Annotated in this window: 22 protein-coding genes; 10 read left to right on the top strand and 12 right to left on the bottom strand. The window is 45.1% G+C overall.

Annotation, left to right across the window (positions count from 1 at the left end; translation table 11 throughout):
• Positions 1–222 precede the first annotated feature (222 nt).
• The 4 genes from HF322_RS06250 to HF322_RS06235 all read left to right on the top strand — a co-directional run bounded on the left by HF322_RS06250 (position 223) and on the right by HF322_RS06235 (position 3,721).
• Positions 223–969, top strand: coding sequence for a DUF1285 domain-containing protein (locus HF322_RS06250; RefSeq protein WP_223193196.1), 747 nt, complete (start codon positions 223–225; stop codon positions 967–969).
• Positions 970–1,014: 45 nt separating this feature from the next.
• Complete coding sequence (murI, locus tag HF322_RS06245) at positions 1,015–1,935, top strand: glutamate racemase (RefSeq protein ID WP_223193195.1); 921 nt, start codon at positions 1,015–1,017, stop codon at positions 1,933–1,935.
• 227 nt (positions 1,936–2,162) lie between these two features.
• On the top strand, positions 2,163–3,224 hold the full coding sequence (locus HF322_RS06240; RefSeq protein ID WP_169392539.1) for a DUF4062 domain-containing protein: 1,062 nt from the start codon (positions 2,163–2,165) through the stop codon (positions 3,222–3,224).
• A 200-nt stretch (positions 3,225–3,424) separates the two neighbouring features.
• A complete protein-coding gene (locus tag HF322_RS06235) occupies positions 3,425–3,721 on the top strand; it encodes a hypothetical protein (RefSeq protein WP_169392538.1) in 297 nt (98 codons plus the stop codon).
• An 83-nt stretch (positions 3,722–3,804) separates the two neighbouring features.
• Here HF322_RS06235 and HF322_RS06230 read toward each other — a convergent pair whose 3' ends face one another.
• The 3 genes from HF322_RS06230 to msrA form a co-directional block, all read right to left on the bottom strand.
• Positions 3,805–5,235, bottom strand: a complete 1,431-nt coding sequence (locus HF322_RS06230; RefSeq protein ID WP_169392564.1) for a lytic murein transglycosylase — start codon at positions 5,233–5,235, stop codon at positions 3,805–3,807.
• Positions 5,236–5,448: 213 nt separating this feature from the next.
• On the bottom strand, positions 5,449–6,117 hold the full coding sequence (tmpT, locus tag HF322_RS06225; protein ID WP_169392537.1) for a thiopurine S-methyltransferase: 669 nt from the start codon (positions 6,115–6,117) through the stop codon (positions 5,449–5,451).
• Between the two features lie 246 nt (positions 6,118–6,363).
• Positions 6,364–6,885, bottom strand: a complete 522-nt coding sequence (msrA, locus tag HF322_RS06220; RefSeq protein ID WP_169392536.1) for a peptide-methionine (S)-S-oxide reductase MsrA — start codon at positions 6,883–6,885, stop codon at positions 6,364–6,366.
• 193 nt (positions 6,886–7,078) lie between these two features.
• Between msrA and cmoA the strand changes: the two genes are divergently transcribed.
• Both cmoA and cmoB read left to right on the top strand, forming a co-directional pair.
• On the top strand, positions 7,079–7,852 hold the full coding sequence (gene cmoA, locus HF322_RS06215) for a carboxy-S-adenosyl-L-methionine synthase CmoA (protein WP_169392535.1): 774 nt from the start codon (positions 7,079–7,081) through the stop codon (positions 7,850–7,852).
• A 58-nt stretch (positions 7,853–7,910) separates the two neighbouring features.
• Positions 7,911–8,930 carry a tRNA 5-methoxyuridine(34)/uridine 5-oxyacetic acid(34) synthase CmoB gene (gene cmoB, locus HF322_RS06210; protein ID WP_169392534.1) on the top strand — a complete coding sequence of 340 codons (1,020 nt, stop codon included), beginning with the start codon at positions 7,911–7,913 and terminating at the stop codon, positions 8,928–8,930.
• Positions 8,931–9,030: 100 nt separating this feature from the next.
• On the opposite strand, the gene HF322_RS06205 is transcribed toward cmoB, so the two are convergent.
• Entirely contained in the window at positions 9,031–9,249 is a 219-nt protein-coding gene (locus HF322_RS06205; protein ID WP_169392533.1) for a DUF2788 domain-containing protein, read from the bottom strand.
• Between the two features lie 278 nt (positions 9,250–9,527).
• On the opposite strand from HF322_RS06205, the gene argS reads away from it, so the two are divergent.
• The 3 genes from argS to HF322_RS06190 all read left to right on the top strand — a co-directional run bounded on the left by argS (position 9,528) and on the right by HF322_RS06190 (position 13,577).
• Positions 9,528–11,357: an arginine--tRNA ligase gene (gene argS / locus HF322_RS06200; protein WP_169392532.1), complete on the top strand. Its 1,830-nt coding sequence runs from the start codon at positions 9,528–9,530 to the stop codon at positions 11,355–11,357.
• Between the two features lie 170 nt (positions 11,358–11,527).
• Positions 11,528–12,346, top strand: a complete 819-nt coding sequence (locus HF322_RS06195; protein WP_169392531.1) for an SPOR domain-containing protein — start codon at positions 11,528–11,530, stop codon at positions 12,344–12,346.
• A 139-nt stretch (positions 12,347–12,485) separates the two neighbouring features.
• Positions 12,486–13,577, top strand: coding sequence for a PTS transporter subunit IIC (locus tag HF322_RS06190; RefSeq protein ID WP_169392530.1), 1,092 nt, complete (start codon positions 12,486–12,488; stop codon positions 13,575–13,577).
• A gap of 77 nt (positions 13,578–13,654) precedes the next feature.
• Here the strand turns inward: HF322_RS06190 and HF322_RS06185 are convergent, their stop codons facing one another.
• The 5 genes from HF322_RS06185 to rdgB all read right to left on the bottom strand — a co-directional run bounded on the left by HF322_RS06185 (position 13,655) and on the right by rdgB (position 19,663).
• Positions 13,655–14,638, bottom strand: coding sequence for a c-type cytochrome (locus tag HF322_RS06185; RefSeq protein ID WP_169392529.1), 984 nt, complete (start codon positions 14,636–14,638; stop codon positions 13,655–13,657).
• 513 nt (positions 14,639–15,151) lie between these two features.
• On the bottom strand, positions 15,152–16,429 hold the full coding sequence (clpX, locus tag HF322_RS06180) for an ATP-dependent protease ATP-binding subunit ClpX (RefSeq protein ID WP_169392528.1): 1,278 nt from the start codon (positions 16,427–16,429) through the stop codon (positions 15,152–15,154).
• A gap of 144 nt (positions 16,430–16,573) precedes the next feature.
• Positions 16,574–17,236, bottom strand: a complete 663-nt coding sequence (clpP, locus tag HF322_RS06175) for an ATP-dependent Clp endopeptidase proteolytic subunit ClpP (RefSeq protein ID WP_169392527.1) — start codon at positions 17,234–17,236, stop codon at positions 16,574–16,576.
• A gap of 243 nt (positions 17,237–17,479) precedes the next feature.
• Positions 17,480–18,814, bottom strand: a complete 1,335-nt coding sequence (tig, locus tag HF322_RS06170) for a trigger factor (protein ID WP_169392526.1) — start codon at positions 18,812–18,814, stop codon at positions 17,480–17,482.
• Between the two features lie 186 nt (positions 18,815–19,000).
• Positions 19,001–19,663, bottom strand: a complete 663-nt coding sequence (gene rdgB, locus HF322_RS06165; RefSeq protein ID WP_169392525.1) for an RdgB/HAM1 family non-canonical purine NTP pyrophosphatase — start codon at positions 19,661–19,663, stop codon at positions 19,001–19,003.
• A 344-nt stretch (positions 19,664–20,007) separates the two neighbouring features.
• Between rdgB and HF322_RS06160 the strand changes: the two genes are divergently transcribed.
• Positions 20,008–20,637, top strand: coding sequence for a superoxide dismutase (locus tag HF322_RS06160; protein ID WP_169392524.1), 630 nt, complete (start codon positions 20,008–20,010; stop codon positions 20,635–20,637).
• Positions 20,638–20,754: 117 nt separating this feature from the next.
• Here HF322_RS06160 and HF322_RS06155 read toward each other — a convergent pair whose 3' ends face one another.
• The 3 genes from HF322_RS06155 to HF322_RS06145 all read right to left on the bottom strand — a co-directional run bounded on the left by HF322_RS06155 (position 20,755) and on the right by HF322_RS06145 (position 23,792).
• Positions 20,755–21,792, bottom strand: coding sequence for a DUF2971 domain-containing protein (locus tag HF322_RS06155; protein WP_169392523.1), 1,038 nt, complete (start codon positions 21,790–21,792; stop codon positions 20,755–20,757).
• Positions 21,793–21,839: 47 nt separating this feature from the next.
• Positions 21,840–22,658: a DUF72 domain-containing protein gene (locus HF322_RS06150; protein WP_169392522.1), complete on the bottom strand. Its 819-nt coding sequence runs from the start codon at positions 22,656–22,658 to the stop codon at positions 21,840–21,842.
• A 93-nt stretch (positions 22,659–22,751) separates the two neighbouring features.
• A complete protein-coding gene (locus HF322_RS06145; protein ID WP_169392521.1) occupies positions 22,752–23,792 on the bottom strand; it encodes a polyprenyl synthetase family protein in 1,041 nt (346 codons plus the stop codon).
• Positions 23,793–23,837: the final 45 nt, after the last annotated feature.

Below are 23,837 nucleotides of genomic sequence, written 5' to 3'. Positions count from 1 at the left end.
TTACAATCACGATACGCAAAAAGGATCCTTGTTGCGCTATTTTGATTTATATCATCAAAACCGAATGAAAGATTTGGGATATCATACCGCAATATGACCAAAACTGAAACTAAAACGACATTATTTGCAGATGATCGCAAACTTTAACGCAACCTTATGGTAAAAGGCAAAAGGTTTTTTACCTATTTTACGCCTAGTTATGACAACTCTTGGAAAACGATCATGAATGACTCAACCAAGCCGCAAAATGACTTTCAAAATCCTCAATCGGATCAAACTTCAACTCCTGATCAAACTTCAAATTTTGATCAAAACAGCCAAAGCGACACTGATCCGCTTGATTCGGCAATGGCGCATCTGAGCCAATATTTAAAATCGGCAACTGAGCAACAACAAAGTTTGCAAATTCCACCGCTCAAGGACTGGCATCCAACCCAAATTGGCAAGATTGATATCGTTATCAAAGCCAATGGCGATTGGTGGCATGAAGGTCGCCCGATAGCTCGAAAAAGCTTGGTGCGCTTATTTGCAAGCGTGTTATGGCAAGAAGTCATCGATGGCAAAATAACGTACTTTTTAAAAACGCCGGTACAAAAGCTAAAAATCCATGTTGAGGACGCGCCGCTTTTGGTCAATGACGTGGCGGTGGTGATGGATAAAGACGTTTCATTTTTAGAATTTAGCACGACTACAGGCGATGTTTTTCGCTTAGATGCGGAGCATCCGATTGGCTTGCGACCATTTTATCCGCCATCCCTAGCGCAAAAAACGCTAATAAACGATCCGGATATTCGACCTTATATTTTGGTTCGCGATCAGTTAACGGCGCTCATCAACCGCAATACTTTTTATCATTTAATTGACATCGGTGAGCTGGTCGAGGTTGGTGGGCAAAGCAGTTTGTTATTGACCAGTGGCGGCAAAAACTATCGACTAGTCATGCCAAAGCTTGATAAAAACTTTTACTAAAATTAGTGCTAAACTAGCACTTTTGCCGTCCTAATTGGGTTGACGATGAAAATGATGCCGCAAACGATGACCAGCATGACAAGCTTAGCCAAAAGCCTTGCTACCGCCCAAGCAACTTCCCAACCAGCAAAGCCTTTAACCCTGTTAAATCCCCAATCGCCCATAGGGCTATTTGATTCAGGAGTCGGCGGCTTATCGGTTTATAAGCATTTGGCAAAAGCGCTGCCCAATGAGCGCTTTGTTTATTTTGCTGACACGCAAAATGTCCCGTATGGCAATCGTGACAGTATAGAGATTGAAGCGCTCACTTTAAATGCGGTGGATTGGCTTTGTCAGCAAGGTTGTAAGCTGATCGTCATTGCTTGCAATAGCGCTTCAGCTTACGCGCTAACCACTGCTCGGCTAAACTATCCTAATCTGCCGATCGTAGGGTTGGTTCCTGCGTTAAAGCCTGCAGTCTTAGCCAGCAAGTCGCATCATGTTGCCGTCCTTGCGACCAAAGCGACGCTCAATGGCACGCTTTTAAACCAAGTCATCGATGAAGTAGCAAAACCCAATCACACTCAAGTGACCAAATACTTTGACCCAAATTTAGTGCCTTGGGTGGAAGCAGGAATGCCCATTGACTCAATAACGGCAACCAGCCTTTGTCAGCAGCTGGACTATTTTGCCGATCAAAATATTGATCAGTTGGTACTTGGCTGCACCCATTATCCATTTTTTAAAGCGTTTTTGAGCGAAGAGATTGCCAAAAAACAACTGGCAATTCAAATTGTTGATTCAGGTCAAGCCATTGCCGCTCGCGTTCAAAACGTTTTGTCCAGCAAAAATCTTTTAGCGCCGATGACCTTAAGTTCAGCGGTGCCCACCGCGCTCAAGTTTTATGCCAGCCGACCGCACAGTGCTTTATTGGCGACCGTTCAGCGGCTGATCGGTTCGCCGCTTGCGATTGAAGTTATGGCTTAGGCGATGCTGAATCGTTGTAAAGCAGACTAAGCTTTGATATTGAATGGTTTTTTTATACTCAGTTTTAGGTTGCGATCTGCCCCAATAAGCGTTAATTTATCCCTACTTTGAGTAAGGTTATAGTCCGCTGCTGGTCGGAAATTTGCGGTCAGCACCTGCAGATTATGTTAGGATTATGAGCGAAATTACCTGTCTTATCGTCATATCGAGAAGTTATCGAGGTTATTGTGCCCAATCGTCGTTATCATATTCATGTCATTTGCGCGGCAAACGATCAGTTGCTGGTTTTAGATCGCTTAGCGATCTTTTTTCAGTCGCTTGCGTTTTTGACTTATGATGTGTCAAGCCAGCTGCCACAAGCGGCGTTTTATGGCAGGCAATGTATTGATGCTTGCGATTTTAGCTTGGTGGTTATTGGCGAAACATATGGCGCAACGCATAAAAATGGCGTCAGTCAGCTGCATTTGAGTTATTTGAGCGCCAAAGCCAAGCTCAAACCCATGCTTATTTTGATCAAAACGCTTCCTGAGGGCACCGTCATTACCCGTCAGCTGCAAGACTTCACGCGGACGGTCGAGCAGCAGGCAAGCCATGTGTATTACTATAGTGACAGCACAGACATCAATCAGCTGCTAAGCTATGCGTTTAATGATTTGCTTGAGCGTTATTCTGCCATAGGCTGGGTTCGCGCCGAAACAGTCAAGCCGCCTTTAACCTCAACTTCCAAAACAGCAAGTGGGATTCCTGCTGCCGCACTACCCTCGATCAATACCACCTCTCCTAATCGGCTGTTTTCGCCCAATCGCTTATTTTCCGATAAAGCGCAGTCGCTAAGCACACCAAGCAATGATCGCGATCAGGATACCCAGCATGATGACAACCTCACCACGCAATTAAATTTAGACGACAGCTTTAGCTTTCAATATAACGCTCAAGCTTATGAGGGCGGCAATTTAAGCGATGTGACCATGACGCTAAGCTTCTCTTGGAGCGAAATTTTGCAAGCACTGATCAAAATCCCCGCCGCCTTTTCAAGCTATGGGCTGCAAAGCTGCATCAATCGCCTAATTGTTACCAAAGCTGAGCGCGACATCAAAAAGATCATGCCCAATGTTCATGCCGTATCCCGCTGCCAAATTCACCAAAAAGATGTCATTCGCCTGCAAAAACTGCTCGTTGCTGCCAATTGGATTCAACTGACCGCCTCAGGGGGGCGCTCATCGCAAGAACTTTGGAAGCTCACCTTTTATGCTAAAAATTTGTTTGAAAACTATTTAAATCAAGCTTGATGAGCTTAAGTCAAGTTTGATGATCGATGAGTTTTTAACAATACCTTGAGTTAACTAAATATCAATCCAAGCTACGATTTGTAATATAAAGCATACTGTTAACTTGCGCGCTTTTGATAATAATAAAGCTGTGATGACCCATAAAAATCAATAACAACCGTCATCAATAATATCAGTTCAAATGATTAAAGGAGCAATTTATGACGCAGGATGACAAACAACGGCTGAGCAACGAGCTTGATGCGCTTGAAAATGCCATGCACGACACCGAGCAATTTCACACCTTAGAGGAACAAGTGGCGGATATGAAACGCCGCGGTCTTGATCCTAGTAAAACTTATAACGATTGGGATGCCAAAGAAGAAGAGGATTGGGGCGATGCCACGTGGCGCGAAAATGGCAAATGGGAGCGCAAAACCCCAGCCGATTTAGATGACAATGCTCGCGAAAATTGGGATGGTGAAAATGGCAAGCCCAATCCACCGCCAGTGATATAGTAGGTAATCAAGCAATCAAGTCAGCGCTATCAAATAAAAAACCACGTTCATTAAACGTGGTTTTTATTTTGCTAAAACATTGATTATTGACCTTCATCAACACGAACTAAGCGCACAACACCGTCAGCACCTGCCTCGCGGCGATAACGGACGTTACCGACTTTTGCTGCTGGCTGCGTGATTTGTGAGCGGCTTGGGTAAGTGGTGCTTGGATAGCTTTGTGTTGCATTCGCTTTTGGTGATTGCTGCTGAATCAATTGCCCGATTCTGTCATTAGTAGTTGAGGCAACGGGTTTATTTTGACCAACGATTTGATTATAAAACTTTTTGCCGGCGCGACCATCGGCAGGGAAAATGCCATGGCTTGATTGATAGTCCTTGATGGCATTTCGCGTATTATCACCAATGATGCCATCGACCGCGCCAATATCGTAGCCCGCGTTGAGAAGGGCTTGCTGGATGTCTTTGGATTCTTGGCGGCTGATTCCTGGATCATCGGTTGGCCAAGCAGTGATAAAGTCGGTTTTTGAGCTGTCCTCGCGAGTGATCAAATCAGATAGGTGCGCGATGGCTAAGGCGTAGCTTTCTGAGGCATTATACGAGTAAAACGTATCAAAGTTTTTACCAACCAAAAATGCAGGACCATCTTTGCCAGCAGGCAGTAACAATCCGGCGCTGCTCAAGTCATAAGGCAATGGGCTACCATTGGCAAGCGTTAAGCCTTGATCGCGCCAATGGCTCATTGATTTTTTGTCTTTTCGGTTGGAGGCTGCCCAATAGCCGCTTGGCAATTTGACCTCATAGCCCCAAGGCTCGCCCGATTTATAACCGCGTTTTGCTAAAAAGTTGGCAGTGGAGGCAAGCGCATCAGGAACGCTATTGACCAAATCGCGGCGACCATCGCCATCAAAATCAACCGCCAATTCTAAAAAGGTGCTCGGCATAAACTGCGTTTGACCAAATGCTCCTGCCCAAGATCCAGTCATGTCACTGGCATTGATATCGCCGTTTTGGACGATTTTTAACGCGTTAGCAAACTCACCGCGAAAGTAGCTTTGACGGCGATCAAAGCAAGATAGGGTAGCTAACGACTCAAACAGCGGCTTTTTACCTAAGGTTTGCCCAAAGTTAGATTCAACGCCCCAAACGCCCAAAATGTGTTCAGGCTTGACACCATAGCGCGAGTTAATTTGACGCAATACGCCAGACCATTGCTGCTTGGCGCGAATACCGTCTTCAACGCGCTCTTTATCCACAAGCGAGGATAAATAATCCCAAACGTCCTTTTGGAACTCTGGCTGATAGTTGAGCGATTGAATCACGCTTGGGTCAGGAGCGCTTGGGCGATAGCGCTCAAAGGTTGAGTCACTAATACCGCGAAATTGGGCAGAGTTTTTGAGCGTATTTAAGCACTGCTGAAACTCACTGTTGGATAAATTGGGCGCGTCTGCTGCTTGAGCGGTTGCGGCGAAACTCAAGCCTGCTACTGCCAGCAAACTTGAACAAAGGGTCATTGGTTTCATTGGTTATCCTCAAAAGCCATGAAAATTCTTTTCTTCAAAAATTTGTTTCCTGAAAAAATTTGTTTCTTCAAACAATTCGTTTAGCAGAGTAACCAATATCTCGAATAAAGAAAAGACACACCAACGCAAACTTACGATAAGCTTACGCAAAATTAGCTTATCGTAAGATAAACGCTGGCAGGTTTTAATGAAATAAAACCGCTATCACAATTTTGACTTTGGAATCAACAACCAGACTTGCTCAGTGACACTTAGTGTAGGCGCAGCATTTAATACGGATGTCGTATTTAAAAGCTGGGTGATGACATAGCGGTCTTGATAATAGTCCAAAACTTGATTGGGCGTCACTGAAAACGGCGGTCCCTGCCAAGCGCTTTGGTCATAATTGATCGTGATAATCAGCTGCGGCGCGGTTTGGCAAAGCGCTTGGACTTGAGCGCTATACGTCGCTCGCATCTCTTTTGGCATGGCAATGAGGGCGGCTCGGTCATAAACGCCGTCAATCTCGCCCAAATCTTTGGCAGTTAACGCAAACATATCGCCGGTGATGATGGTGATGGTTTGTTTGTTCAATTTGCTGTGATAAAAGCGAATTCCGGCGTGATTTAAGTGCGGCATCACCGTAAAATCAAGGTCATTTTCCTTAAAAAATGCCAAAGCCGCTTCTTCAACCAATTCGGCGCCAACGACGTGATAGCCTTGATTGGCAAGCCAAATCATATCTACCGACTTACCACAAAACGGCACGAAAACTCGGCTACCAACGCTTAATTTTAGCGCTGAAAAATACGCCGTTAATAACGGGTTTGCCGCGTCTTGGTTAAAGCCAATGCGACCGCTTTGCCAGCGCGATTGCCAAAATTCAGGATTCATAATGTCGCCTTATTTTTTTGTCGATCGTTGTCATCGTTTGCTATTATTGACTAGCTTTTATTACCTAGCTTTGCTGTAGCGAAAAGCTATCTTAAACTTGACGCGCCATCTTGACAACCAAAAGCCTTGACAGCTAAAAGCCTTGACAAATAAAAGTAACTCCAGATAAAAATAAGCAAAAGACGATAGCATTTAGGGATCGTCTTTTGACAAAATCTAGCCGCTTTTAATCGTTATTGCCAAAGGTTAACTGGTCATATATTGACTCAAAGACTGACGCAGTTTGGCAAGCTTTGGCGGAATGGCAAAGTTACAATACGCCTGAGCCGGATTTTTATTAAAAAAGTCTTGGTGGTAGTCTTCAGCTTCATAAAATTCGCTTGCAGGATGCACTTCGGTTACCACGTTCACGCCGCCATCGCGAAGCTCGTTAATCACGCGATCAACGGTGGGCTTTTGATCGTCATCGGTATAAAACACCACGCTTCGGTACTGACTGCCAACATCGTTGCCTTGGCGATCTTTAGTGGTAGGATCGTGGGTGGTAAAAAACGCATCAAGGATAATTTCAAGGGGGATCACCTTGTCATCAAAGCTAACTTTAATCACTTCGATATGACCGGTATCGCCGCCGCAAACGGCTTGATAATTTGCCGTTGCTGCCTCGCCTCCCATGTAACCTGAAACGACGGAATCAACGCCTTTAAGGCTTAAAAATACCGACTCGGTGCACCAAAAGCAGCCGCCGCCTAAGATGATGGTTTGCATAAGTTGTCCTTATTTTAATGGGTGGTTTGATTTAAATGGTTTAAATTTTTGTTGGCTTAAAAGTTTTTTGTTGGCTTAAACTTACTGCGCGATTACTCTTTTTACTTTGATTAGCTTATCAGCCGCGCAAATCCTCATAAGTAACAAACAGTAATGTTATAATGCGCTTTTGCTAAGTTTGATAGGTGCTTTCATGACCACAGCTGATCGTTCAGGATTGGATACCTTATTTACCACCCCCCTTGATAAAGCGGCGCGGTTTTCATTTGATGAGCAGGTGGTGGCGTGCTTTCCGGACATGATCCGCCGAAGCGTCCCCGGTTACGGTCAGGTGTTGGCGATGCTGCCTATTTTTGTGCGCCGTCATGCCAAGTTTCGCCAGCAAAATGCCGAGGGTTTAAAAATCAGCCGCGTTTATGATTTGGGCTGCTCGCTTGGGGCAGCAAGTATGGCGCTGGCAGGAGAGTTTGCTCCTGAGGATTTGCAAATCAAAGCGGTGGATATTTCTCCTGCCATGACCTGCCGCGCCAAAGCGGTTTTAAATGAGCATTTTGCGCAGCATGATATTGAGGTGATCACCCAAGATGTTCGTAAGATTGAGTTTGAACCTTGCGATGTGGTAATTTTAAATTTAACCTTGCAGTTTTTGCCAAAAGAAGATCGTTTAGCGCTATTGACCAAAATTTATCAAGCGCTTGCTTCAGGCGGGATTTTAATTTTAACTGAAAAAACGCACGCCTTAGATGAGCAGTTTGATGCTTGGCTGATTGAGCGCTATTATGATTTTAAACGCGCTAATGGCTACAGCGAAATGGAAATCAGCGGCAAACGCAACGCTTTAGAGAATGTATTAATCACAGATACCATCGATGAGCATCATAAGCGCTTAGGCGAGGCAGGATTTGAGCGGCAGCTAACGTGGTTTCAGTTTTTAAACTTTGCCTCAATGATTGCTTTTAAAGCTTAAACCAAGCTTGCCTTTTATCATTTATTATTTTTAACAGTTCAAAAAATCACGGTTTTTTATGAGTTCTGATACCATTGCAAGCGCTGAGCGCGAGCTTTATTTAACGCTGCTAAATTTAGCAAAACATCACCCCAAAGCTTTTGAGTGGCTAACCTTGCTTCCTGAGTGGCTCGGCGCCATCAAAGATAAAACCAACTACGCCCATGCCCCTGAATATCAAGCGATCATTAATAAACTGCCAAAACTTTCTGCCAAAAATGTCGCGCTTGATTCGGACAATCTTCATATCGAGGTAAGCTTTACTCAAGCGCAGTTTAAGCAAACCGAGGCGCTGCTCCAAAAACTGGCGCCATGGCGAAAAGGTCCTTTTTTAATCGGTTCTGATGAGAAGCAAATTTTTATCGATACCGAATGGCGCAGCGATTTGAAATGGCAGCGCGTGGCAGCGCATTTATCCAATCTAGCAGGCAGGCGCATTTTGGATGTGGGCGGCGGCTCAGGCTATCACGGTTGGCGAATGGCAGGGCTTGGCGCCAAAACGGTCATTGTGATTGACCCGTCGTGCTTGTTTTATCATCAGTTTATGGCGATTCGGCATTTTGTGGGCGAGCTTGATGACTTTCGAACCCATTATATTCCTGTGCCGCTTGAAGCGTTGCCTGTCCAAAGTCAGCTGTTTGATACCGTGTTTAGCATGGGCGTTTTGTATCACCGCGCCTCACCGTTTGAGCATTTGCAGCAGCTCAAAGGTCAGCTGGTTAAAGGCGGCGAGTTGGTTTTAGAGACGCTCGTGGTTGATGGGGATGCGACCACCGTTTTGGTGCCAAGTGAGCGTTATGCACAGATGAACAACGTTTATTTTTTGCCATCCATTGCAGCCCTCACTCTTTGGCTTAAAAAGGCAGGATTTACTGAGGTTCGCTGCGTGGATGTGGCGGTGACCCTTTTTGATGAGCAGCGCGCTACGGACTGGATGACGTATCATTCCTTGCAAGATTTTTTAGACCCAAATGACGTGAGCAAAACCATCGAAGGCTATCCTGCGCCCAAACGCGCCACTTTTATTGCAAAAAAATAAGCCATATGGCTGCAAAAAATTTACCCTGATCAAAAAAAGCGGTTTAATGACTGATATTAAACTTTAATGTCTCATAATTTCAAAAAACCGCTCAGCATTTTTAAATAAACCAGCGCTTAAAGCCCTCTTCAATAAGGATTTTTAAAATAAAACCGACGAAGCCTGCGCCCAATGCCAAAAACATCCAAAACGTTCCGGCGCGACCGGCTTCAGATTTTTTGGACAAATCCCAAATGATGAAAAATAAAAACGCAATAAAAATGGGCAATAACACATAAAGCCCCCAGCTGGTCACTGTACTTGCTGCAATGGCAAACATACCTTTTCCTTAAAGTGAGCAAAATTGAGATAAAAAATTGATAGCGCTCATCGAAATGATTATCAATTGATGCTTGAATCACTATTCATTTACTTTTTATTATACGCTGAAGCCGCCCGTCGATAAACGAGCAAATCGTTTGCACAACCCAATTGCTACAATGAGCCGCCAACTTTGACTTTTTTTATGCTCAATTTTGGCGTAACAGGTGCAATAGCGGCTAAAGCTTGCTATATTTATTTGTTATTTCTTTTTTTTACTGATTGAGTTTAACCTGTATGTCACAAGCCCAAATTGACACTTTAGCGTCACTATTTCAACAAGCAATTCAAACCTTACAAGCGACCGGCGAATTGCCTGAAGCGTTTGAAAATAACAGCCAAATCACCCGAACTCGGGACGCAAGTCATGGGGATTTTGCCAGCAACATCGCGCTTGTGGCGGCAAAAGCTGCCAAAAGCAATCCGCGAGCGCTTGCACAAAAAATCGTTGACGCGTTGCCTGAAAACAGTGACATTCGCCAAGTTGAAATTGCAGGACCTGGGTTTATCAACGTGTTTTTAAACGCTGATGCCAAATTTGCGGTGCTTGACGATATTTTTGCGAAAAAAGCGCAGTTTGGATTAAGTCATGAATTTGCAGGCAAAAGCATTCAGGTTGAGTTTGTGTCCGCCAACCCAACGTCAAGCCTTCACGTCGGTCACGGTCGCGGCGCCGCAATTGGCATGAGCGTTGCCAATTTGCTTGAGGCCATTGGCTATGAGGTGACGCGCGAATATTACGTCAACGATGCCGGTCGGCAGATGGATATTTTGGCAACCAGCACCTATTTGCGCTATTTACAATTAAATGGCGAGGACGTCACCTTCCCAGTTAACTGCTATCAAGGCGATTATGTCACTGAGATTGCCGAAACCGTAAAAAATCAGCACGGTGACCGCTACGTTCATCCGTTTGCGCAAGTGGCTAAAGACGTTGCCGATGATGCGGTATTTGAAGTGACCGTGACCGGCGATAAGGTGCTATTGTCGGGCGATAAAGAAGCTCACATTGATGGCTTGATTGCCAATAGCAAAGCGCTGTTGGGCGAGGGCTATGCGCTATTTTTAAATGCAGCGCTGACCAGTATTTTGGCGGACATTAAAGACGATTTGGGCGAATTTGGGGTTCATTATGAGCGCTGGTTTAGCGAAAAATCGATTGAAGATAAAATCGCGCCGGTTCTTGCCAAGCTTGATGCCAATGGCTATTTGTACGAAAAAGATGGCAATACGTGGTTTAAATCAACCGCATTTGGTGATGAAAAAGACCGCGTGGTTCGCCGTGCTAACGGTCAGACGACCTATTTTGCCTCCGATATTGCTTATCATAAAGACAAGTTTGATCGCGGTTTTGATAAAGTGATCAACGTTTGGGGTGCTGATCATCATGGCTATGTGCCGCGCGTCAAAGCGGCTTTAAGTGCCCTTGGCATTGATGAGGCGCGCTTGGATGTGGTGTTGGTTCAGTTTGTTGCCCTTTGGCGTGGTGAGCAAAAGGTGCAAATGTCGTCGCGATCAGGAAGTTTTGTTACTTTGCGCGAATTGCGTGAGGAAGTTGGCAACGATGCCGCGCGCTTTTATTATGTGGCAAGAAAACCGGAAGTTCATGTTGATTTTGATTTGGAATTGGCAAAATCACAAAGTAAAGACAACTTGGTTTACTATATCCAGTACGCTCACGCCCGCGTTTGCCGATTGCTTGAAAAGCTTGCAAGTTTTGGGTTAAGTGCTAATGATGAGCTTGGCAAAGCTGAGGAGTCGCGATTGACCGCTGCCAATGAAGAGGCGCTTATCAAATTGCTTGCCGCTTATCCTGCCACCATTCGCCGCGCGGCAACGGGCTATGAGCCGCATATTTTAACCAACTATTTAAAAGAGCTTGCCGCGCTATTTCACGGTTGGTACGACAGCAACCGCATTTTGCCGATGGCGCTGAGCCAAAATGAGACGCCAAGCGATGAGGAGTTAAAATTGATGCAAGCTCGCCTGCGCTTATCAAAAGCGGTGTCGCAAGTGCTTGCCAATGGATTACAATTATTAGGGCTTAGCGCCCCAACTGCCATGTAGGTCAGGGCAGAAAGGTGATAATTACGATAGCTTACGATTTAAGCGATCGCAGCTTGATATGATCTTGCTATCATTTACCATGATCCTATTGACCTCTTGGAAAAAACAGCGTAAAAATTGGCGCTGTTTTTTCCAAAAATATCCTGACTTTGCTAAGGAGACTGCCATCCATGTTAGCCAAAAAACCTAAAGGTGCCACGGCAAAACGCCAATCAAGTAGCGCATCAGGATTGTTATGGATGTTTGTTGGTGCGGTTTTAACCTTAATGATTGGGGTATTTTTATATTTATCGCCACTGTTTGATTTTACCCCTGCCAAAACCTCAACGGAATCGGATCGGCAAGTTCAGCCGCGCGTCAATACCAACGCCAATGAGGACGATTACGAGTTTTATGACATTTTGCCCAATCAAGAGATGGCAACCATTCCTGATGAAAATATTTTAGAGCCAAGCCAAACGCCAGCCAACACTGCGTTTGAACCAGATGTGGTGGTCGTTCAGCCAAAATCTGATACTGCCAGCAATGATGGCGCCAACTCAGACAATCAAAGCGGCTCGGATGACAGCAATCACCCTAATGATTCAGCGGTAAGTGGGAATGATGATATTGTCATCATCGAAGAAAATAGCACTTATGAGAGTACTCCTAACTCAAGTAACTCAAGCAATACGGGCAGCCAAGACGCATCGCCAACCGCGCAAAACCAAAACCGAAGCACCAGCGCAAGCGTTCAACGAAGCGCTCCTGCAACGACGTATATCCTGCAAATTAACAGCTTTGGCAGTGCCGATGAAGCCGATCGCCGCCGCGCTCAGGTATTGATGGCAGGTGTTGATGCCAAAGTGGTAAAAAATAATACCGCAAATGGCGCTCCTATTTACCAAGTGATTTCACGACCCATGGACAATCGAAAAGCAGTTTCAGGCGCTCAGCAGCGACTACAAAATAATGGCATTGATTCTATTATTGTCGAGCAGCGCCGCTGATGATGGATAGTTAATTTAAAAGCGTCATTTATGGCGCTTTTTTAACATAACGTCATAAGTTTAAAAATTGCCCGCTGAATACTTGTTTTAATTTGATCACTGTCACTTCATTTCACCTTCCTTTTTGTGAGCGGACATCATGAGTCAACTTGCCAAAGCACCAACTTACTTTAGCCCAAAAGCCTTTTTTCAAAAATACTTGATCGATGCCTTTACCGGAATGGCGCTTGGGCTGTTTGTCACCTTGATTGCCGGATTGATCATCTCGCAAATTGGCAGCTGGCTTGGGTTGCCTATCTTAATTGCGGTCGGCAAGCTGGCATCGGTCTTGATGGGCGCAGGGATTGGCGCGGGGATTGCGTATTATTTAAAAGCGCCGACGCTTGTGATTTTAAGTGGGCTAGTGGCAGGAATGCTCGGCGCTCATTCTGAAGCGCTGTTGGCAGGATCGCTATTTATGACTCAAGATTCAGGCGTGACAACGTTTGCTGCGGTTCCAGGAAATCCTATTGGCGCATATTTGGCGGCAGTTTTTGCTTATCGCGCCGGAACTTTGGTGGCAGGAAAAACCAAACTGGATATTTTACTGATTCCACTAACCGTTTGCGTGGTAGCGCTTGGCGTTTGTGCCGTTTTAAATCCGCCCGTCGTTGCGGCTATTGATGCGATCGGTCATGGGATTCAAGCAGCAACGGCGTTGCAGCCGCTACTTATGGGAGTGGTTATTGCGGTGGTGGTTGGGCTGTTGTTAACGTTGCCGACCTCAAGCGCGGCAATTTGCATTGCCATCGGTCTTAGCGGTTTGGCAGGTGGGGCAGCAGTGGTTGGCTGCGCCGCTCACATGGTCGGCTTTGCGGCGGCAAGTTTTAAAGACAATGGGGTTAGTGGCGTCATCTCGCAAGGTTTGGGAACGAGCATGCTGCAAATCCCCAACGTGTTTAAAAAGCCGATCATTTTACTGCCCGCGGTAATAGCCAGCGCCATTGTAGGACCTATTGCCACGGTTGGCTTTCAATTGGCTTGTACGGCAACGGGCGCTGGCATGGGAACAGCAGGATTGGTCGGGGTCTTTGGGGTGATTGACGCCTCAAAAGACATCATGAGTCCTTTGCAGCTTTGGTCCGCGATTATTTTGCTGATGTTTGTTTTGCCAGCAATCATTGCTTGGGGGGTGGCGTTTATGATGCGCCGGATGGGGCTGATTGTTGATGGCGATATGAAATTGCCTTAGCTTATTTTAATCTGTTCACGTTTCAAATTGTCCAAAAAAATCCCAGTCCATGCTGGGATTTTTTTAAAGCTGACAAATTATTTACGGGCATCTTTTGGCGCATCACCGTTTGGCCAGTCTTTGTCTTTATTGGCTTTGACTGGTCTTGGTAAGTGGGTAAAGTACTGAGCAATATCCACCGCTTCTTGGTCACTGAGCGAATTGCCTTGACCAAAGGGCATTTTACCTTTAATAAAGGCAGCTGCCGTATAGGTTCGCGCCATTCCCGCGCCATCGTTAAAGGATTTGTCGCCGGCAACCGCAGGATAAACGTAAGTGCCATCGTCATTATATTGACCTTCGCCATTTTCGCCGTGACAGGTCGAGCATTTTTCAGCAAATAGCTTTTTGCCATTGTCCGCGTTTGGCTCAAGCGTTTTGTCAATTTTTGCAAAACCGCGACCTTCAGGAGAGACGCCCATTGGGATGCCTTGCGACAGCCAGTTCATATAAGCGACGATCGCATTCATATCATCGGATGCCAAATCAAGCGGCTTGCCATTCATGGAACGCTGAAAACAACCGTTAATCCGCTCTTGCAAAGAGTTGACGCGACCAGCGCGCGAGCGATAGATGGGATAAATACTAGACAAGCCGTTCCAAGGCGACGCATAAGCTTCCGAGCCATTTCCTAAGTGACAGCTGGTACAGTTCAGCTGGTTGCCAACGTTGTTCGGCATTTCTTTATAAGTATGATTGACAATCTGCATCCCGCGGCGAATTGCCTCACCGGTTTCATCATCAGGGATGGTAGATTCATCTGGCATTTTTACCGTCGCAGTAGTCGCTGCACCCGCAGTTGCAGGAGCGGCTGCGGGCGTGCTTCCGGCAGCAGGGGCATTGCCTTCTAATTGCTCCGCTCGCGCTTCTAAATCTTGAACTCGAGCGATGGCTTCAGCTTCTGCTACCCGATCAGTAGCTTTGACGCCCTTATCGCTGCTACAGCCTGCCATCCCAGCAGCGCTTAGTGCCACCAACACCGCAACGCTAAGTGCCGGTTTGGCTGATAAAAAAGTTTTCATAAGCATATCCTTATAATGAAAAATAATATGTAAAAAACAAAGTATTATGATAATTTAGTGGCATTGTGCGCAAATCTAACTTTTAAACCTCTAATAAACTTTCAAACACATCAGCGGCTAAAATAAAAAAATCATTCAATCTCAAAAATCATAAGTTAGGTAATTAAAACTTATAGTCGTTCAATTTTTATAGCTATCTTCAAAATTGAGCAGTTTTTTTACTTTTAATTGCTTAATAAGTGCCTAAAACGCTCTTTTCGTTAAATTATAGCAACCCAAAACTGGCAAACTGTTGTAAATCTGCCATGAAGTATTAATTCACGTAACGAAAAACTAAAGGGATAAGTACCCTAACTTTTTTTTAAGAGAAAAAAAGTCATGCCAGTAATTAAAAAAAATAAACGCCGAGCGCCCCGAATGCGAATCATAAGGCGCTAGCGAATTAAAAAACTGTAGGTGAGCGTTTAAGAGATTAGTAATTCAAACGCTCAATTTAGAATTGTAACACAATTATTAGGCAATTTTAGGCGTTTTGCCATCGTTGATGACTGCTTCATCAACCGTCACTGTAGTGATGCCTTCCATAGAGGGCAGCTCATACATGGTTTCAAGCAGGGCATTTTCAACGATGGAGCGAAGTCCACGAGCGCCGGTTTTTCGTGCCATGGCACGTTTAGCAATGGCTTTGAGCGCATCTTCAGTGAAGTCAATCGCTGCGCCTTCCATCTCAAACAAGTAGCGGTATTGTTTGACCAACGCGTTTTTTGGCTCGGTTAAAATCTGCATCAGCGCCGCTTCATCAAGTTCTTCTAAAGCGGCAATCACTGGCAATCGACCGATCAGCTCAGGAATTAAGCCAAATTTGATTAAGTCTTCCGGCTCAACTTCTTTAAATAAGTCCGAGCTTTTGCGGCTGTCGTCTTTTGAGCTGACGGCAGCGTTAAAGCCGATTCCCGTTTTTTCGGTGCGCTGCTGAATGATTTTATCCAGTCCTGCAAATGCGCCACCAACGATGATCAAGATATTGCTGGTATCCACCTGAATCAACTCTTGCTGCGGGTGCTTGCGACCGCCGTGTGGCGGAATGGCAGCAACCGTACCTTCGATGAGTTTTAGCAATGCTTGCTGAACGCCTTCGCCTGATACGTCACGGGTAATCGAGGGATTGTCGCCTTTTTTGCTGATTTTATCGATTTCATCAATATAAATGATGCCTTGCTCGGCACGACTCACGTCATAATCAGATGCTTGCAAGAGCTTTTGGACGATGTTTTCAACGTCTTCGCCCACGTAACCGGCTTCGGTGAGCGTTGTCGCATCTGCCATGGCAAACGGCACATCTAAAAGTCGGGCAAGGGTTTGCGCCAATAGCGTTTTTCCTGACCCTGTCGGACCAATCAGCAAGATATTACTTTTTGCCAATTCAACCATGGCGTCATCCGCGCCGATTTTGGCTTTTTTGCTGTCTTGAGCAAGCGTTTGGCTGACTTTTAAGCGCTTATAATGGTTATAAACGGCAACGGCAAGCGCTTTTTTGGCGGCATCTTGACCGATCACGTAGTCATCCAAATGGGCGCGAAGCTCTTTTGGCGTCGGCAGTTTTTTATTGACCCAAGAGGTGTCGAGATCGTCATCAAGAATATCGCCATCGCGGTCGCTGTCAGCGATCAAATCGGTGCAAAGCTCGATACATTCGTTACAGATATTGGCGTCATCTGCGGCAATTAATTGTTTGACCTCATTTTTGGCCTTGCCGCAAAACGAGCAGTGGGGATTGTTGTCATCGGCCATAAAAGGCGCTCCTAAATATTCACGCAGGGTTTACGCTTAATGGGTGGTCAATAAGGCGCATCAAAGCAGGACATTACCAAACTTTGATGCTCTGTTTTAGGGTTTTTAATCGCGATTAAATTTAGCATCGCTAGGGTTAAAGGATTACAACCCTTCAGGTCGGCGCTCAAGCACTTCATCAACCAGACCATAAGCCTTAGCGGCAGCAGCACTCATAAAGTTGTCGCGGTCGGTATCTTTTTCTAAGCGCTCAATGGGTTGACCAGTATGCTCAGCAAGCAAGCGGTTCAGCTTAGCTTTTAATTCAATAATTTCGCGGGCGTGAATTTCGATATCGGACGCTTGACCGCGAAAGCCGCCTAACGGCTGGTGAATCATCACGCGTGAGTTGGCAAGGGCATAACGCTTGCCTTTTGCGCCTGCCGATAACAAAAACGACCCCATTGAGGCGGCTTGACCTAAGCAAATGGTCGACACGTCAGGCTTGATAAAGTTCATGGTGTCGTAAATTGCCATGCCCGCTGTCACCACGCCGCCAGGGGAGTTGATGTACAAATGAATGTCTTTGTCAGGGTTTTCAGCTTCCAAAAATAATAATTGCGCGACAATTAAATTTGCCATGTTGTCTTCAACTTCGCCGGTCAAAAAGATGACACGCTCGCGAAGAAGGCGTGAGAAAATATCAAACGAGCGCTCGCCGCGTGAGGACTGCTCAACCACCATCGGAACTAACGCATTTTTGGTAGGAAGGGCACTAAGAACAGTCTCAAAATGCGGATTTGCCGTGATGCGATCATAATCGGTCATAAAAATATCCTAAAAAATCAGATAAAACTGAGAATAATAAAAATTGTAGAATAACGCGCCAAAATAAAAATTAAGTGCCCTATTAATAAGGCGTTTGGTATGAATTATCAAGACTTCAAGCGTAATTGAGCGGCAAAATTAGCAATTTCGCTACAATTTTCGCCAAGCGCCGACCTTATTTTTAACTGCCTCAAGAAAAATGCCCCAACGAGTTGTTAGGGCATTTTTTAAAACCAGCTTTGATTACATGGCTTGCTGTTGAGCGGCAAGCAGGTCTTGGTAGCTGACTTCTTTGTCAGTGACTTTGCCTTGAGCAATCAAATAATCAACCACTTGGTCTTCTAATACGACTGACTCAATGTTCGCGCGTTGCTGCTTGTCATTGGTGTAATATTCGATGACTTCTTCTGGGTCTTCGTAGTTTTCAGCGGCTTCTTTGATGAAGGCTTCAACGCGGTCTTGATCCACTTCAAAGTTGTTGGTATCGATAAGGCGCGCGACAATAATGCCAAGGCGAGCGGCGCGAAGGGCTTGATCTTCAAACAGCTCGTTTGGTAGCATGTCTTTGTTAAAGCTGTCGGCAGCAGCACCAAATTGCTGGGCAAAACGCTGCATCATCATGTTGCGTTGACGGTCGATTTCTTGCTCAAGCATCGCGCTTGGAACATCAAATTCATTTTTTTCAAGCAATGCGTCAAATGCGGCTTGCTTAACTTGGTTGCGAGCAGCGTTTTTGATTTCGCGTTCCATGTTTTTGCGAACGTCGGCTTTGAGTTTGTCAACGCCGCCCTCTTTTACGCCAAACAGTTCTAAAAACTCATCGTTGATTTCTGGCAATTTTGAGGCTTCAACTTTTTTCACGTTGATTTTAAATTGCGCTTGTTTGCCCGCTAAGTTTTCTGCTTGGTAATCTTCAGGGAAGGTCACATCGATGGTTTTTTCATCGCCGGCTTTCATGCCTTTGATGCCATCTTCAAATCCTGGGATCATCTGATTGCTACCAAGGACAAGTTTGAAGTCTTCCGCGCTGCCGCCTTCAAATTTTTCGCCGTCGATTGAGCCTTCAAAGTCAAAAATGACTTGGTCGCCTTCATCCGCCGCGCCGTCTTTTTCAGCAAACTCTTGACGCTGCTTTTGAAGATTTTCAATCATGGTGTCCACGTCTTCGTCGCTCACCTTAGCGCTTTGACGCTCAACTTCGATGTCGCTGACGCCTTGAACGTCGATTTCTGGGAAGATTTCAACGGTGGCTTGATACACCAAAAAGTCGTCTTCAAGTTTCACATCATCGATATTTGGCATGCCAACGGCGCGGATGTCTTCTTCTTTGATGGCTTCAAAAACGGTGTCGCGGATCACGTCATTAATGACTTCTTGCTGGATGCCAGCGCCATATTGAGCGCGGATGTGCGACATGGGCACTTTGCCTTTACGAAAACCGTCGATTTTTGCCGTTTTTGCCACTTGGCTGATGCGGCTTTCCACTTGTTTTTGGATTTTTTCGACAGGGACTTTAACGGTCAGCTGAGTTTCTTTATTATTCAGCTTGTTGGTCGTCACTTGTAAATCTGTTGCCATGTTGGTTGCACCTTTCATATCAATGGTTGGCATTCGCGGATGCCAGTTTTGGGATGGTAAATTTGGGGTAAGAAAACCCGTATCGTAATAAAAATTTAAAAGTAGGTCAGTATAATCTATCTACTAATCAAAGTAAAAACTAATCCCTGCAAAATTGCGCGTAGGCTGATGCTTAAAAGGAAGCGCTTAAACTCGCGAATTTAGTTGCTCAAGCAATCGTGCAATCGCTTGACCGCGATGGCTGATTTGGTTTTTGTCCGCCATGCTAAGGCTTGCCGCGCTTTGCTGTAAGCCTGGCAACCAAAACAGTGGGTCATAACCAAAGCCGCCCTTGCCAAAAGGCGCATCCAAAATTTCCCCCTGCCAAAGCCCTTCGGCGATAATCGGTAGTGGATCGTCGGCGTGTTGAACCATGGCTAATACGCAAACAAACATACCTTTAATAGGGGTATCAGTTTGCTTGCGAAGTGGGGCAAGCTCATCAAGCAATTTGGCGTTGTTTTTGGCGTCATTACCGTGCTCGCCTGCAAATCGCGCCGAATAAATCCCCGGTGCATTTCCTAATACGGGAACGCAAAGCCCCGAGTCGTCGGCAATGGCGGGAAGTCCACTTTCACGGCTGGCGTGACGGGCTTTGATAATGGCATTTTCAACAAAGCTTAGTCCGTCCTCGATGGCATCACTAATGCCAAGCTTGCCTTGCGGGATGATCTCAACGTTTAGGTTGGCTGCTGCAAATAAGCGCTGAAACTCCTTTAACTTGCCGTTATTGTTGCTGGCAAGCACCCATTGCGTGGTATCAGGGTGGGCTTTTTGAATACGATGCTTTTCGCTGGTGATTAAACTCATAACTTATCTCAAAATAATTGGGGTCAAAAATAAGGGGGTAAAAAATCGGATTTTCGTCATAAATACTGGCTATAACATACCGTAACGGATATGATAGGGGAGTATTTGCTATAATATGCTGCAAGCTTATAGTGAACGAGTGCTTATTGGTTATCAATAAAAAGTTAAATATCGTTAACTTCAACGGATGACCAAAATCGCTACGGGATGATCACCCGCTATTTCTCAAAACCCCAGCCACTTTAGCCCAGCAAATTTTGATGCACTACGGTCATAAAAAGGTTGCTGCGGTGAGGATTGCACTTTGCAATTCAATCGGCTAAACCAGCAAAGGATATAATAATATGTCACAGATTAAACTGCCAGATTTGCCTTACGCCAAGGACGCTTTAGAGCCAAACATCAGCGCTGAGACGCTTGAATATCATCACGACAAGCACCACGCTGCTTATGTGAACAAATTGAACGAATTGCTTCCAGGATCAGGTCTTGAAGGCAAAACGTTGCCTGAAATCATCAAAGCTACCGCAAAAGATGACAGCACCCAAAACATCTTTAACCAAGCCGCTCAAGTTTGGAACCACACGTTTTATTGGAACTGCATGACGCCAAACAACGGCGGCGGCGAGCCTACAGGCGACTTAAAAGGCAAAATCGAAGAAGCCTTTGGCAGCTACGACAAATTCCGCGATGAGTTCAAAACCGCAGCGGTTTCTCAGTTTGGTTCAGGTTGGGCTTGGCTTGCGGCTGACACTGAAGGCGGCAAATTGTCTATCATGAAAACTGCTAACGCTGACACCCCAATGGCGCATGGTAAAGTTGCCGTATTGACTTGTGACGTTTGGGAACACGCATACTATATCGACTATCGCAACCGTCGCCCTGACTATGTGGACACGTTCCTTGATAAGCTTGTGAACTGGGACTACGCGAACGCAAAATACAAAGGTCAAGACGCAGGCGTTGAAGAGTAATCTTTAAGCTTTGTCATTGATTTAAAAAAGACGCTGAGAGGCGTCTTTTTTTTGGTTTTGATTGATATCAATACTTTATCTAGTACATTAAATATTTAAAATCTTTATAAGCAGTTGTTATGTATTTTCGAAATTAACATCTAAGTCATGAATATGCGAGTATCTTTCATCAATTTCTTCTAGTGTAAGATATAAATTTTCATATCTAAAATTAGATATTTCGTATTGACCAAAAAATACTGGTTTACCCAGCTTACTCTTATTGACGCTCACGTCAACATGTCTAACAATATTACAGTATGGTTCGCGTCTCGTAATTTCAGCCATTTTATAAAGATATGAAGAAAATTTGACCCATTTTTTATCTAAATTATGCGGGTCAATTGCATATTCATCTATAGGCGCTATCGAATACATATATTTTTTATCTGTTGGGTATGAGTCTTCAATTGGTTCAAAAGTAAATTTATAAGAATTATTTTTAAATTTAATATTATAATATTTGATACCTCTCCCACAGAGCCTTTTCATTACTTTTAGTTTGCGTTCTTTTGGCATTCTTATACCAAAATAAATAGCCTTTAATGCTCTATAGTCATAATCCTGTAACCCAGATTTAGGTGTAATTAGCCTTACTTCTTGCTCGTAAGCCCACCTTATAGACTTAAAACCAATTAGCTTTCTAATAAATCTAATATTTTCTTCGCTTTTAATTATGTCATTAAGATTTAGTTTTGGTGGAAAACTGCTATATTCTATATCAAACTTATAGTAATAATTACGTTGAAAAGAAATCAAAGTTTCTAAGTCATATTCAATACAAAAGCCTTGATGATTATCTGCATAATGTGCCCATAATAGTTCATCAGTGCAGTTTTTGCTAAGGGAGTAAATTCCCACTGAATCTTTCATATTAATAAGTCTTTCAAGATCTTGTTCAAAGGAGCTAGAAGAGTTATTGATTGCTTTATTATTTTTTCCTATGATATTTTTCATTAAGTTGATTTGATTTAAAAGAGTCTCTGATGACACCAAACCCTCACACGGGTCATTTAATACTTCTCTAGTTGGTGCCCAAAAAGTATTATTTTCAATAGATTCTAAATCTCTCTTAAAGATATAGTCATTTCCACCTCTATATTTAAAGACTTTCATAGGTTCTTCTATCCTATATGTATATAGCTATCAACAATAACCTAGCACTAAAGTACGTTAAATTCTAACCCCTCAAGCGCTGCTTTGAGCATCTTAATATTATAATACGAATGCGCGTTCACCGTATTTTGAAAAAACACGAAAAGCGTATCAAAGTGCTGCCGCTGATTGTCAATCGCTTGCGCCCAGTCCTGCATTTCTGCCTCGGTGTAGCGATAGTCGTGGCGATCGCTCGCGCTCATGGCATCCCACCAGTTTAGATTGTTGCCATGCATCCGCAAATAGCCCGTCCGGCTGGTGAAAATCAGCCGTGAGGGCGGCAGCCCTGATACGTCAGGATAATCCACACTGCACCAAATCAGCCCTTGCTTGACAAAGCTGTCCACCACTTGCGGCGTGTGCCAACTGTTATGACGAAACTCAATGGCGAGCGGATAGCCTGAAAACCAGCTTACCAGCTCGCTCAGATACAAGCGGTTGGCTTGGTTGCGGTCAAAGCCGTGCGGAAACTGTAAAAGTAGCGGCGCTAAGGCATCGGCGTCCACAAGCGGCGAAAGCGCCTTTAAAAAAGCTTCGGCGTGCGCTGCTGTACCTTTGCGGGCGTGGGTGAAATCTTGGTGCAGTTTTACGGCAAATTTAAGCTGACTTCCGGCTTGGTTATGCGCTTTGTCAATCATTCCAGCAAAGGCTTTTTGACCGATGGGCGCGTAAAAGGTGCTGTTCACTTCAACCGCGCCGTAATGCTTGGCGTACTCTTTTAAAAAGTCCGTTTTTTTCGTTCCGGTCGGATACAGCGTTCCTAATAAATCGGTGTCGCTGTAGCCGCCCGTGCCAAGATAAACGGTGGGATTTTGATTGTCGGTCATGGCTCATCCTTGGTTTTTTCTTATTCCACGTTAGTTTTTTATGATTCTTTTTTTAATAGCTTTCAAAACTTACTTTCAAAATTAGCTTACTACTTATTTTTGCCGCGCCCAAAGCCAATCGATAAGTTCAAGCAGCGCTTTATGATTGGGATTGTCTTTTAAAGTGGTGGTAATGGCTTGGCGACCTTGGTCAAATAGGCTTTGCGCGTAATGGCTTGCCGCCTCAATTCCCATGAGTTTTACGTAAGTGGATTTGTCCAGTTTTTCATCGCTTCCGGCAGGTTTGCCAAGCGCGTCGGTGCTCATGGTGACGTCCAAAATGTCATCTTGGACTTGAAAGGCAAGCCCGATATGTTGAGCGCAATCTTGCAGGGCGATTCGTTCAGGGGCGGTGGCGTTTCCACAAATCGCGCCCATGAGCATGGCAGCTTCAATAAGTGCGCCGGTTTTGTCGCAATGGATGGCTTCAAGCTCGTTTTGGCTGATATTCGCTTTGGCTTCGGCATTTAAATCCAGCATTTGACCTGCCACCATTCGCCGCGCTCGCGGGGCAAAAACGGCTAAAAGCTCGCCCGCTATCACCGGATTAAACGGCGCAAAATTGGGCAGCTTAATGGTCAACACTTCAAAAGCAAGCGTTTGCAGCACATCGCCTGCCAGCAGCGCCGTTGCCTCGTCAAACGCGACATGAGCGGTCGGCTGACCACGGCGCAATGCGTCATCGTCCATACACGGCAAGTCGTCATGAACAAGAGAGTAGGTGTGGAGCAGCTCAACGGCAAGGGCTGCGCGGCGGCACATATCAAAGTGGCTTTGCACTTCTAACTGTGCATTGACTTGGTTTAATAGCTCAGTTTCAGCATCATTTTTGTCCTCTGCTTGGTCAGCGCTAAGGGTTGGCGCATCAAAGCTGTCCTCGTGACTGGTGCTGACAAAAGCGGCGGCAACTAAAAGCGGTCGCACCAATTTACCTTGGTTGCTCATCACGTAGCGGCAAGCGTCAATTAGCGGTCTTGGCAAGTCAGTGGCGGCAAAAAGGGCGTCCAAATCCGCCGCAATTTGCAGTTGCAGCTGACGTTGAAAGTCTAAAAATGAGGTGAACGGGGCAAATCGCGGGGCAGCTAAAGCGCTCATAAAGGGGTCAACCTTACAAATAAAAGCTTAAAAATAGGTCATAAC

Source organism: Psychrobacter sp. MF31 (assembly GCF_012847335.1).
In the GTDB taxonomy this organism is placed as follows: domain Bacteria; phylum Pseudomonadota; class Gammaproteobacteria; order Pseudomonadales; family Moraxellaceae; genus Psychrobacter.
The sequence above is the reverse complement of the archived record's forward strand: the minus strand, read 5'-3'. Positions and strand labels throughout refer to the sequence as shown.